9 protein-coding genes and 1 pseudogene are annotated in these 13521 nt (G+C 42.1%); 1 reads left to right on the plus strand and 9 read right to left on the minus strand.

Annotated elements, in window-relative coordinates:
- Positions 1-6: 6 nt before the first annotated feature.
- The 9 genes and pseudogenes from H9Q77_RS12250 to H9Q77_RS16860 form a co-directional block, all read right to left on the minus strand.
- Positions 7-2061 (minus strand): oxidoreductase, encoded by a 2055-nt coding sequence (locus H9Q77_RS12250; RefSeq protein WP_249325763.1) that lies wholly within the window; start codon positions 2059-2061, stop codon positions 7-9.
- Between the two features lie 177 nt (positions 2062-2238).
- The gene (locus tag H9Q77_RS12255) at positions 2239-3543 is read right to left on the minus strand and encodes a CapA family protein (RefSeq protein ID WP_249325764.1); all 1305 of its coding nucleotides are present in this window, start codon (positions 3541-3543) and stop codon (positions 2239-2241) included.
- A 280-nt stretch (positions 3544-3823) separates the two neighbouring features.
- The gene (locus H9Q77_RS12260) at positions 3824-4681 is read right to left on the minus strand and encodes a hypothetical protein (RefSeq protein WP_249325766.1); all 858 of its coding nucleotides are present in this window, start codon (positions 4679-4681) and stop codon (positions 3824-3826) included.
- Positions 4682-5811: 1130 nt separating this feature from the next.
- Positions 5812-8712 (minus strand): M56 family metallopeptidase, encoded by a 2901-nt coding sequence (locus H9Q77_RS12265; protein ID WP_249325767.1) that lies wholly within the window; start codon positions 8710-8712, stop codon positions 5812-5814.
- Entirely contained in the window at positions 8709-9068 is a 360-nt protein-coding gene (locus tag H9Q77_RS12270; protein WP_118693291.1) for a BlaI/MecI/CopY family transcriptional regulator, read from the minus strand. The genes H9Q77_RS12265 and H9Q77_RS12270 overlap by 4 nt, the downstream gene beginning before the upstream one ends.
- A gap of 95 nt (positions 9069-9163) precedes the next feature.
- A complete protein-coding gene (locus H9Q77_RS12275) occupies positions 9164-10678 on the minus strand; it encodes a MobA/MobL family protein (RefSeq protein WP_456299966.1) in 1515 nt (504 codons plus the stop codon).
- Positions 10679-11087: 409 nt separating this feature from the next.
- Positions 11088-11321 carry a complexin-2 gene (locus H9Q77_RS12280; RefSeq protein ID WP_249325770.1) on the minus strand — a complete coding sequence of 78 codons (234 nt, stop codon included), beginning with the start codon at positions 11319-11321 and terminating at the stop codon, positions 11088-11090.
- Between the two features lie 115 nt (positions 11322-11436).
- Positions 11437-12417 (minus strand): AAA family ATPase, encoded by a 981-nt coding sequence (locus H9Q77_RS12285; protein ID WP_249325771.1) that lies wholly within the window; start codon positions 12415-12417, stop codon positions 11437-11439.
- A gap of 109 nt (positions 12418-12526) precedes the next feature.
- Positions 12527-12715: pseudogene (locus H9Q77_RS16860) on the minus strand (site-specific integrase); the annotation flags it as partial.
- 257 nt (positions 12716-12972) lie between these two features.
- Between H9Q77_RS16860 and H9Q77_RS12295 the strand changes: the two are divergent.
- A complete protein-coding gene (locus tag H9Q77_RS12295) occupies positions 12973-13494 on the plus strand; it encodes a DUF5720 family protein (RefSeq protein WP_005361050.1) in 522 nt (173 codons plus the stop codon).
- Positions 13495-13521: the final 27 nt, after the last annotated feature.

Consider the following 13521-nt stretch of genomic DNA (forward strand, 5'->3'; position numbering starts at 1 on the left):
CTCCCTTTAAATCTTCATGGCAACTTCATAAGCGCGCCATACGACACTTCGCAGATTGCCTACGCCGTCACAGTCACCTACCAGGCTGACATTGCTGCCCTTCGGTGCCAGTGGATTGGGAATGTATCCTGCGGAGCTGATCACACTGTCACAGGGAATTGTGATCTCTTTTCCGGAAGCATCCTTGCATACGATGCTGTCATCCTTTACTTCCTGCAGCGTTGTTTCCAGATATACGGGCACTTTCTTCCAGGCGAACCACTCTCTCAGATAGGAGCTGTTGGCCAGGCATACTCCGGTCTGGGCGATGAGATCGTTTTTCATCTCTACGATCACAGGCTGTTTGCCCTGCAGCGCCAGTTCATAAGCAATCTCACAGCCGGTGAGTCCGCCGCCGATGACGGCAACCTTTTCTCCTACGGGAGTACCGGTAAGGTATTCGCATGCCTCAACCATCTTCTCATGACCGGGCACTTTTTTCAGTACTCTGGGCACTGCTCCGGTAGCGATGATCACGGGAGCACCGGCAAACGGGGCGATGCTCTCCACTTTTTCATTGTAATGAATCTCAATTTTCAGATCTGCCATCTGCTTCCGATACCAGGTCAGAAGATCCCGCAGTTTTCCCTTATAGCTTTCCGCACTGGCAGCAATAAAGGTTCCGCCCAGGTGATCTGTCTGCTCGTGAATCACCGGCTCGTGTCCCCGCAGCTTCAGTACTCTGGCAGCCTCCATGCCGCCGATACCGCCACCGATAATATGTACCTTCTTCGGGCTGGTGGTCGGAACGATCTCGTGCTTCTCCCACTGCATGGTCTCGGCATTTACCGCACAGCGTGCCAGATGCAGGGAATCCGATAATGCCTGATCGTTGGGAACTCCCTTATAGTGACACATATTGAAGCAGCCGTTGTGGCACAGAATACAGGGACGGATGTCGTCCTCCTTATCATTCATCAGCTTGGTCACCCATTCCTGGTCTGCCAGGAACTGTCTGGCGAATCCAGCACCATCGATTCTTCCGTCTGCAATAGCAGCCGCAGCCGTCTCCGGATCCATACGTCCGGCGCATACCACAGGGATATCCACGAATTTACGGATATGCGCCACATCCTCCAGATTGCAATTTTCCGGCATATAGATAGGAGGATGTGCCCAGTACCAGGCATCGTAAGTACCGTTATCGCAGTTTAACATATCATAACCGGCATCCTGCAGATACTTCGCTGCTTTTTCGGATTCCGCCATATCACGTCCTGCTTCTGTGAAGCTTTCTCCGGGAAGTGCTCCTTCACGGAACCCCTTGGTCTTGGATTCCACGCTGTACCTAAGAGACACAGGGAAATCCTGTCCGCAGACTTTCTTGATCTCTTTTACGATCTCTACTGCAAAACGATATCTGTTCTCAAAAGATCCACCATATTCATCGGTTCGCTGATTCACATATTTTAAAGTAAACTGATCCAATAGATACCCTTCATGTACCGCATGGATCTCCACACCGTCCACCCCGGCATCCTTTAATAATTTTGCAGTCTTACCGAATGCGGTGATGAACTCCTGAATCTCCTCCACAGTCATCTCCCGGGAAGGAACTTTATCTGACCAGCGGTTTGGAGACGGGCTTGGTGCGGCTGTAATCTTGTCGAGATCCATAAAAGGTTTCGCCAGTACCCGCAATGCCTTATTGGTGTACAGGGTCTCCATCATTTCACTGATGGTAAATGATCTGCCGAAACCTGCCGTCAGCTGGACGAACAGTTTGGCTCCCGTCTTGTGGAACTCCGGCATCCACTTTGCCAGATCCTCATACATTTTTTTCTTCTTATATAGCCACTGTCCGTACATGGGATTGTATACCGGCTGACATCCCGGAAGCACCAGACCGCAATTATTTTTCGCTACCTCCAGAATAAATTTCGCACCATCCTTGTCAAAATGGTTCACTTCCATCCATCCCAACAGGTTTGTGCCACCCATGGATGTCAGGACAATGCGGTTCTTAATCTCGCAGTTTCCGATCTTCCACGGCGTAAACAACGGTTCTAACTGTTGTTTCATTGTAACTCCTCCTTTGCCTTCTCTCTTCTCGTTTGCGTACCCCTATATGTATTTTTATTATAACACGCCGCCTTGCCGGCAGTAAAAATATTTCTTATTGATTATTCTGCAAAATAGGTCGCATTTTGTTGTTGCATCAACAACTTTTTTTATTTTAACAGACTATATGTCACTTGTCTACTCTGTCTTCCACAGGTCTCCCCATACGGAATCACACAAATTGACACAGTATTCTCTGGAAAACTCCGGATCCTGCGAAACGATCTCATTTTCCTCTGCCAGTTCTTCCGGATAATCCTCCAGAAAATATGTTGTCACACCTTCGGGACCGGAAGCCACATGACTGATCATCGGTTTCACTCCATAGTCTGCGATCTCCACCTCTCCGTGATCATTTTTCGTAATCGTTACCTCTGCCATGCCGCCTACCATGCGGTTAGCGACTCCCTCTCCGGTGCCGGATGTCCAGTTCACGAAATTTCCCAACGAATAATACACAAGCATTTCATGGTCACTCTCTTCATCAATCACCCATTCGATGGGTTCGATTACATGAGGATGCGTTCCCAGTACCAGATCTGCACCGTTTTGCGCGAATATCTTGGTCCATTTTTCCTGTGAAGCATCTGACGTCAGCCTGTACTCCGTTCCCCAGTGCGGACATACGATGGTGAAGTCCGCCAATTCCTCTGCCCTCTGAATATCTGCCGCCACCTGTTCCTCATTCAACAGATCCACCGCATAGGGCATGTCCGCCGGCAGAGAAATGCCGTTGGTTCCGTAAGTGTAGTTCAGGACTGCAATCCGCATGTCTCCCAGCTCAATGATCGCCGGATCTGCGCCGCAGAAAGTGGAGGTATCCGCAGTATCATGAATACCAAGGACAGTGATCTGTGGATATTCGTCCCTCCAGTACTCCGCACAGTTTATCAGCCCCGCACGCCCCTTGTCCATGGCATGGTTTGTGGCATGACAGATGACATCGAATCCTGCTCCCACCAATGAATCGCAGAGACTGTAATCCGCATTGAAACAGGGATACCCGGAGATTCCAAGATCCGCACCGCCTATGATCACCTCCTGGTTCACCAGGGCAAGATCTGCTGTAGCAATCTCCTCTTTTGTGTGGGAAAACAGCGAATCATAATCGTAACTTCCATCCGGCTGCAGACAGCTTTCCTCCACCGGGGTGTGAAGCAGTACATCCCCTACCATGATGATCTTGTACTCCGGCATAGTTTCCGATAGCTGGTCGGTAGATGGCTGGATTGCATCCTGCGTTTCTGTTTCTATTACTTCTGTTTCTATTACTTCTGTTTCTATTGCAATAGTTCCTGTGGTAGTGACAATATTTTCATTTGTTACTGCATTGTCCTCAGACACCATCTCAGTTTTCGCACAGCCGAACAATAAAAAAATGTTCCATATACAAATATAAAACATTATTGTTTTTCTTAAAGTCAAAAATCTTCTATCTGCCATTTTTCTACCTTTTCACTGATTTTTCTGTATTTTTTTCTTCTTACTATGTCCCATTATAACATACCTATGATTTCGGGGTCAAAAGCCCCCGACTTTGATGCCTACGGATTGCTCCGTGCTATGCACTCCCACGTCTCCGCTCCGCTTCGGTCCGTGCTAAACATGTGCCACTGGCACATAGCACCCTACCCTCTATTCGCATATCGTGGGATTATCAGCATATATGATCAGAAACTGTTTGATTATATGGGATTGATTTGCTTCCTTTTTCAGACATCTTTTATGTACTAAATATTTGATTGATGAGATTTTCCACACTCATTGTGTTTAGACTGTATTTTTCTGATTCAAATGTATATATAATGTCTCTACCTTGTATAAACCCATTCTTGGCGTAAATGTCTATTTTTTTCATAGCTTTCTGACAGTAAATCGGATCTGTCATCATTCCCAAATGCTCCCATAAAATCGTTTTTCGATCTTCTAACCGCAGGCATGTAAAATCCGGATATATCATTCCCAATCCCTTTAGGTTTATAGGACATTCATACTTGTATGGGATATTTTTATGGTACAACATATCTGCAATGATCTTTTCTGACTTTGATCTGACTCTTTCCTTTTTTTCTGTGTAGATTTCTGCCTGTCCTTCTTCAAAATCTTTACCTGAATATATTTGTGCTGACCACTGATTCACATATTCCTTATCCGACATTATCCTCGAATCCACCATTTTTTTCCTGGATGGACTCATTCTGTCATAGACACTATATAGTTCTTCTACCTGTACTATTTCTTGTTTTTCATATTTTTTAATAATATTTTGTATGTTCTTTAATTGCTTTTCTACCTCTGACAGCAATTTCTCATCATAATTTCGTTGTGCAAGTTTACTTGCCAATTCGAGGTCAGATTTTCGCAGATATTTTCCGTTTGGATAGGATGTTCTAGTTTCAGCAGAGTCCAAATAATATTGTTCAACACCTCTGCAGTTAATTATTTTCAGATTGCCTGATGGTGCATTCTGTATACTTGTTTCCAAATTTTGTTTCAAATCCCTTAACCAATGTTCTCTTTTTATCAATTGTTCATATAGTAAATCCTTTATAGCCTTTTCCTCCCGCCGTACATTTTTCATTTAGTGCTTTTCATTTTATCTCTATTTTTCCCTTTCTTGCATGTATTCCCTTACCTCTGGCACATACCTATTTCATCTTTTTTCTTTTTTCGCATGTGTTTCCTCACCTCTGGCACATACCTATTTCATCTTTTTTCTTTTTTCGCATGTGTTCTCTTACCTCTGGCACATACCCAATCCATAATTTCACCCTCTCTCGCATGTATTCCCTTACCTCTGGCACATACCTATTTCATCTTTTTTCTCTTTTCGCATGTATTCCTTTGCCTTTGGCACATACCTATTTCATCTTTTTTCTTTTTTCGCATGTATTCCTTTGCCTTTGGCACATACCTAATCCATAATTTCACCCTCTCTCGCATGTATTTCCTTACCTCTGGCACATACCTATTTCATCTTTTTTCTCTTTTCGCATGTGTTCTCTTACCTCTGGCACATACCTATTTCATCTTTTTTCTTTTTTCGCATGTATTCCTTTACCTTTGGCACATACCTATTTCATCTTTTTTCTTTTTTCGCATGTATTCCTTTGCCTTTGGCACATACCTAATCCATAATTCTCCCCTCCCTCGCATGTATTTTACACGTTGCTCCTCATATATTTCCTATGTATGTATAATTTCTACAAACCAACCTCTTAAAAAAATAATGCTATTATACAAATAATTGAAATAAATATCTTGAAATATCCGACACAGAACTGTGTCATTAAATGGTTAAAAGAAAAAATGATCTTTGAATTAATTTTTTGAATTATTATTCTGCGTTACGATTCTGAGTTACTGTTCTAAGTTATTGTTCTGAATTACTATTCTGCGTTATTGTGTAAAAAATGGGGAAGTACAAGTACTTCCCCAGAATAAGAGCTATATACTATCTATCAAAGATTACTCAATGATGGTAGCTACACGACCGGAACCAACGGTTCTACCACCTTCACGTTATCTGAATAGCGTTTTTCAACATATTTTCTATGCTTTTTATGGCTGAAATCTGCATAGTTTCGTTGATTTTACATGGTCTATTTTTATTTGCATGGTTTCGTGGCACCGTTTTGGCACCGGAATACTTGCTCCTGATCAGCTAATATGCATCTTGTCCTTAATATCAGTTATAAGTCAATCGGTAAGTTATTTTCTTATTCCACTCAGACGTAGTTGCTCAATTGTCTCCCTATTACAATCGACATATGTGACAGACTCCGGTTGATATTGCTCCAATATCGTTTGTAGCGTATTTTCATCTATCAATTCATTCCAGTGATAATAGGATTGAACTGTGCCGTCTCGCCTTGAAGAAACACTGTCTATTGTCTCAAGTTCAATTCCTCCCTCAGGTAAAATATGGTATAATGTTTGCCCGTCCCATGCCGACCCTGAATAATTATCCTCTATTACTCCATTTTCACATATCTTACACGAGCCATTACGATATCCGATACCTCTCATTAACTGATACGCTCTTCCGTCTTTCCACGTATATACATCATAAATTACATAGTAAGGTATATCATAATTAAATTTAAGACCTATAAAAAATTCCTCTATACCGTCATTATTTAAATCATGCAATACATATACAGATTCAGCCTCCGGGCTTCCCATCGCATTTAGGTACTCATCACATATATACGAATCCCCTGCTGCGGCCATAGCCTTTGATACATCCTTTACCTCTTTCATATATTGACCTACAGTATAATATCTTTCCGCAATATCACCATAAGATACGCCGGGCGTCTCACCTTCATAAATTCTCTCTTCGGCTTCTTTATTTTGATCCAAATACTGGTACTGTGGTCTAAACTGGATGCTCAAAAATCTTGTATTTCCTTTTTCATCATAATCAAAGTAGACATCTGCCTCTCCCCAAAAATCAAACTTATCATAACACTGAATCCCATGTGTTGCAATCAGGCAGGTTTTTCCTTCATATTCTCCTACTTCTATATTCCAAATTCCCCACGCTGACACATTCCCACAGATTTCTCCCGAAGGGTAATCTACAAATTCTGTTTCATACCACTCAACCAACTGACTGGTAAATTCCGTTTCTTCCCCGTTGTCTGAAAGAAATTCTCTTTTCAAATCTAAATAATGTGATTCTACATCGAAAGTAACTGATTCATCCAAATTTTCACAGGATATCACAGCCTGCCACTTGGTGTCTCCCTTTGTAACAGACAATGGAAATGCATTATCCATCATCGTTTCGCCATGAATCATCTCCAGCGGTTTCCAACTTGAATTGTACTGCTTTAATACGATATATTCCTCCAGTGGCATGGAATTTACTCTTGGAGCAAATGAAAAGAAAATTTCTTTTTCCCCATCATGATCCAAGTCTACATATTCTGCTACGCATGGGTCAATTCTACAAGGATCCTCATACTCATAAATCATCTCACCATTCCAATAAAACTTGAAATGGGAATAGAAGTTGTTTGATTCATCTCCTAGATCGACCTCCACATATTCTTTTGTACCATTGCCATCCAAGTCCTTAAGTTCACTTATAAACACTGTATCAGATAGCCATATGTATCCATTGTCATCTTTTGCGTTTTCCACATTTTCGTTTTCTTTGACTGGCTCCTCCTCTTCCCAGATAAGCCAAAAAGAACTGCTGCCTGAAAATATTTTTTCGTTTTTCGTCTGATTTTCCACTGCAATCTCAAACACCGTATTCCTATTATCATCCGTATCAGCTGCAACTGCTATATGTGCATAATAATCCCCCACATAATATGCGGTTCCCGCCCCTTCCCTATAATCTATGGAAATAACATTTCCGTAATTTTCACTTATTTTTTTTAGGAGTTCAGACTCACTTAATTGTTTAGTATCATCGCCAAACAACTCTGATAATCTCCCCTGTATCCTTATTGCTTTCGCATCCTCAGCCAGAACAGCCCCTGCTAAATCTTCATCATACTCTCCTTCAAAAACGATTGATAATTCCGTTTTGGGCAATTCCCCGATATAATATAAGGCATGATAGAATTCCGCGTCATATCCTGTCAATTTTTGATATTCTCTATAACTGATTGCCTTGTAGTCTGCTATCGAAAAATCACTTTTCGGTTCTGTCAAAAAGCATACAGCCACTACTACACAGGCAGCCATGGATATCAAAACAATCCAAAAGGATGGCTTTTTGTAATTCAGCACCAACTTCACTCTATCCTTTACTCCCACTTCTCCAAATGCCAACGGACACATCATTACTAATCGCCTCTGCGTTGCACAAGACAATAGCACTCTGGAATATTTTTTCTTATCCTCAAAGTTCATATCACGAATCACCTTTTCATCACAGGCAAGCTCAATATCCTTGCATAGCATAATGTATGCAACCCAGCAAAGAGGATTGAACCAATAGATACAAAGAAGCAAATACCCAAAAGGTTTCCACAAGTGATCTTTTCTTTTAAGATGTGCACTCTCATGCGCTATAATATATGCCATCTCTTCCTCTGATAGTGAAGAGGAAAGGTATATTCTGGGTCTGATAATTCCCAAAATAAAAGGGGATTTTACTGCATCACAAATATAGATGTTTTCTCTATATAGCACAGCTTCCCTTACACATAGGCGCAATTTTATCATACTCACCAATGCCAAAATAAGAAGCACCACCATTCCGCATAACCAAAGCCCCCCTGCGATTTCTGTCACTATTTGTAGCGGAGCCACGCTTTGGGTTTCCTGATATGCAAAGGTTTCTGCTAGTGCGGGATTTATCGTATTTTCTACAACATCTACGTTACTGTCTATGAACGGCACATAAGGTATCCGTTCTCCCTCCACCATAGTGCTGGACTTGATAGGCTCTGCACTTGGTTGCAGGCTAAATGTACTTTCTATGGAAAACGGAAATATCAGTCGGATTGCTACTATCCCCCATAATAAACAGCTAATCCACTTTGGTATCCTCCTAAATAGAAGTCGAATACCTAATACTGCTAAAATTATCCAACTGGCTGTGATGCTCATATTCAGCAGTTTTAAGAAAATTTCTCCCATATTCATTTTTCCTCCGCCTGATCAATCATCTTACGAATTGCCTCAGCTTCTTTCGGTGTCAGTTTTGCATCCTGCGTAAATGCTGCAATAAATGCCGGAAGAGAACCCGCAAAAGTGTCTTCTACATACTGTCTGCTCTGTCTGGCATAAAAATCCTCTCTGGATATTACGGCTGTTACCAGTCCGTTTTCATTCTGAAACAATCCCTTATCAATCAATCTTCTCAAAACATTGTGTGCAGTTGTACGCTTCCAGTTAAACTCCACTGCCGTCATCTTTACCAGTTCCGATGAAGTAACTGGTTCATGCTCCCAAATCATATCTGCATATCTTGCCTCAATAACACCTAATTGAATATCCATATATGTATCCTCCTAAAGCCAGTAGACCACAAGCAGTAGTCTTATTTAGAGACTATCACTTGTAGTCTTGTTTGTCAATATGATTATATTTTTTCCTATCTGCCACCTCTATCGCTCCGGTAATGCTGGCTCTGTCTGTTGTTTTCTCGTTCCTTTACTTCTTGCGCCTTTCTTTGAAGCCTTGCCTTTAAGCTGTCCGACTCTGCCTTATTTCCGGCCTGCTGTTCCCACCTTGCAACTGCAGACTGATAATCGCAGTATTCAGTTTTACAGGTATGGTATTCAGCCAAGAACTCCTTTACATTGTTATAGCCATAACTCTGCACGATACTTGACAAATACTGTTTCATATTGGCTATCTGTATCATTAACTGTTCTGCCTGCTCCTGCAACTCCTTACGCTGTTTTCCCTTGAAAATCCCTTTTGTTCCGGCAATCTCCTTCTCAACACTTGCAAGCTGTTGCTCCCTTTGACAAATGGCTTTGTTCTGCTTCTCCAACTTGCTATAAATATCTGCAAGCCTTGGATAGTTGGAAGCAGGTTTGGACTTCTTCGGCATTTCCGGTATCGGTTCACTTTTCGCCATCACAAGCTCATTGACTGCCCAAACTTTCATCTGCTCCGACTCTGACTTTACACCCCCTTCCGTCACCTTATCAGCCTTTTCCAAAGCTGTTTTAAACACCTTACTAATCAGAAGCTCTAAAGCATATATAGCCGTCATAATCAGGCTTTTAAACAGTGCCGGATTTCTCCCTGACTTCTGAATAGACGCTTTTGCTGTCTGTTCGATTTCACTCTGTTTCACTTCTAAAATCTGTTCCTCCGGCACACCGCTGACCAATGCCCTGTCCACCGTCTGGTTCCACATGGTACGAACCCGATTATCCGCTTCAATCTGCTCTGCTTTGGGATTGTTTTTTCCAATTTTCTTCATTGGCAGATACACACCATTCTTATCGAATACTTTCAGCTTCTCCTTATCATCCCGCACATAAATATTGATAAGGTCTGTATAGGAGTGCTTTACTTCATCAAGGAAACTGTCGCTCTTAAATCGACTGTCCTTAATGGTAAAAATGTTACGCTCATACACTTCACCCTTAGGTATGATTTTGCAACCGCTTCGAAGCTGACCGTCTTCATCCAGTATCTCTTTTTTGGTGCGAACATGCTTTCCGTTTTCATTATAAAACATGTTCCTTGTGGCAATCTTCACCACAGGATCATCAAGCAGCTTTCGTTCCGAAAAGATAAGATGGATATGATAATTCGTCTTGCGTTTGTTGTGGTGCAGGGCAGCGATACACTCCACACCATAATTTTGTTTGAAGTGTTTCGTAAAAAATCTCAGCAGCTTGTCCGGCTCATAATCCACAAAACTTTCCGGCAGTGCAATGATAAGCTCCCTCGCTTCAATGCAGGTTCCTTCCGTTCCGCTTTTCTTAAATTCCTCCTGATTGCACTTAGCAAGCTCCGTCCAAAATTTACGGTCAGTTGTTTCATAAACTGCGTACAAATTTTCCTGCCTTGCGTGACTGGAAATATAGTTAATCCTGCCTTTTAGATTTGTCAGTTTTGACATCTGTATAAATGAATTTCTTACAATAGGCATTGCCCCCTTCCCTTGAAAAATGATGGCAATTATGCCACCGTGAGTGGACACATAGGTGTCCGTTTACGAACTCATTGCCGTATCCGACATGGGCACAAATGCGACAGCATTTGAACGCAGGTAAGCATTGTAAATGCTTATACAGCGATGCTCTTTCGCTGTACTGCGAAGCAGCTGCGTTCATGAGCAAGTAGCGTAGCGGATTGCGAATGTCAGCCCCCTGCAAGGGCGAAATACACAGAGTACAAATCGAAGATTTGTGCGATGGGTGTATTTCGCTCTCAAACGCCGAGGGCTTGTGAGAGAAGTCCGGTTCCTGCCATTTGTTCCCTCACACTGCTTTCTCTTTAATCGTATTTACAGGAGCGTGTCACGCTCCTGTCCTACACACTGAAGGAAAAACTTACCAGCGGAAACTCCGGTGCATTCCCACCTTTTTCAGATATTCCTGCCTTGCTTTTTCTCTTTCTTCCTCGGTTGGAGCGGTCTTGTATTTTGTATATAGCTCCCGCCTTACCATAGCTTCCAGTTTGTCCTCCAATCCCTTCTTAATCTCCGGCAAAACATCATCTATTTCCACCAAGTGATACTTCAAAAGTGCGAAGAACAGTTCCTCGGAAATTTGTATGTTTTTCAATCTATCAATCCGTCCTTTCCATCAAGACCGCAACAACGTAATGTCTATGAATTTTGCAACCTTGCAAGGTTTATCTCCGCAAATTCTATATAGTCTGCATTGTTGCATTCTTCCCTTAAATCTGCTTTATCCTATCCAATTCCCAATACCATGAATTATTGATTTTCTTTGCTCTAACACCAAGCTCCTTCTTTGCATTTTCCAATGTTCTCTTTGAAATTCCCTGCTTATCAGCCATATCAAAAATTTCATTGCTATGTACCGCATTTGATGTTTCCGCCAATTCCCGAAGCAACTGTTTTGCTTGTTCCAATTTATTTGCTCTTGGTGCAATACCGCCAAGCACTTCATCTGCTGTAATTTCATAATCACCAAGCCACTTAAAACCGTTCTCTGACAATTCAAAAGCTTTCGGATGTCCGAACTGTGCCAGATTATTTTTTATCTGAACAACAGCTCGTATATTAGACTCTCCTTCCACTCTGCCCACCAGCAATACACTTCTTGCCACTGCAAAGAAATCTATAGAACCCATGCCCCTATAAGCCGCCTTATTACCGGATGCCTTATTCATATGACCGATAAGAATAATGGCACATTTGTATTTCTCCGCCAAAGCTCCTAATCGCTTCGTCATATCCCTTGCTTCATTTGCTCTGTTCATATCCATGCCACCACCCAGATAGGCTTGTATCGGGTCTAAAATCAATAACTTAGCATGTGTCCTAACAATAGCTCCTTCCAGCCTTTCATCTATCATGGATAGCGATTTCTCACTTTCATCAATGACTGCTATTCTTTCACAATCTGCTCCTGCTAATTCCAGCCTTGGCTTTACGGTATCTGCAAGCCCATCTTCCGCAGTCTGGTATATGATATTGACGGTTTCTGTAATATTCATATTTTCATCTAATCTTTCTCCCTTAGACAATTTGGCTGCAATGTTCAATACCAGGGTTGTCTTTCCATCACCCGGGTCTCCTTGGATAATTGTCAGCTTTCCATAAGGAATAAAGGGAAACCATAACCACTCAATTTCCTGTGATTGCACTTCTGACATTTTGATCAGTTTTAATTCTGTTTTCTGTTCTTCCATTACATAATGTCCTCCATTCGTAAAATTTCTCGTTGATACGCTGGAAAACCTCTGTTATACTGGTGTTATAAATACATAGGTAACAGAGATTTTCCTGTTATCTTAAGTCCTAACAGTTGCCGCTGTTGGGGCTTTTTTCTTTTTCGGTATCAAGCAAATCTGCCACTTTTCTTTGTTGGTTCGGATATAAGTGCCCATAAGTATTCAATGTGATGCGAATGTCCTTATGCCCCACTCTTTCCTTTATCAAAATAGGCTCAACACCTTTATTGATTAAGTACGCTACATGAGAATGCCGTTACGGTATAATAACGACAAACAGAAAAAGCCTTTATTTTCAAGGGGTTTGAGCGTTTGTCGTCTTTTATTCAATTCCTTTTCCAAGTTGAAAATTGACGAAAACTATAAAGAAAAAAGGAGGCTGTTTTATTAACGACAAAATTTAATAGTGCCAGCGGTCCGGCTTTATGTCTGACCGCTGGTTGCCGTGGGCGTTTCACTTTTATAGGTGGACGCCCTTTTTTCATACTCATTTTCGAGAGAAAGGAGATCCACATGGAATTAAACGAAATGGAAAAAAAGCTGCTCTTTCAAGTGGAGGGCGATTATCAGACAAAGATCCTGAATGAACTTTATATGACCGTGCGGTATTCAAATAATTCCGAACAGCGGGAGGCGGCAGAAGGTCTTATGGCGAAACTTCGTGTTCTGTCAAATGCAGAGTGCATGGACTTGGTAAAAGATATTCAGAAGAATTACCGTCTGCCCTATCCAGCCCGGACGATTGGAGAAAAGATCGCCGAGGCCAGACAACAATCAGGGGCAGAAAAATTGAAGGGGCATGACATCATGGCACTTGAACGCTTTGATCCAGAAGTAAAGCACATGATCGTCTTTGATGTATTGTCTTACGATTCCCCTGTTGGCGACAAAGGCGATAAGATGCGCTTGTTCCTTACAGATGCCGGCTATCAGAAATTTTTAGAGAGCCAGGAACGGGGCGAAGTGAAACTGAAAAACCATGCGAAGGTCTCTGACGGTCATCTCCATTATGACCGCAGGGATCATGCCTTGTAACGGAATAGTCGAAGAAAGGAGACGGTA

The organism is Simiaoa sunii, assembly GCF_014337175.1.
GTDB lineage: Bacteria > Bacillota > Clostridia > Lachnospirales > Lachnospiraceae > Acetatifactor > Acetatifactor intestinalis.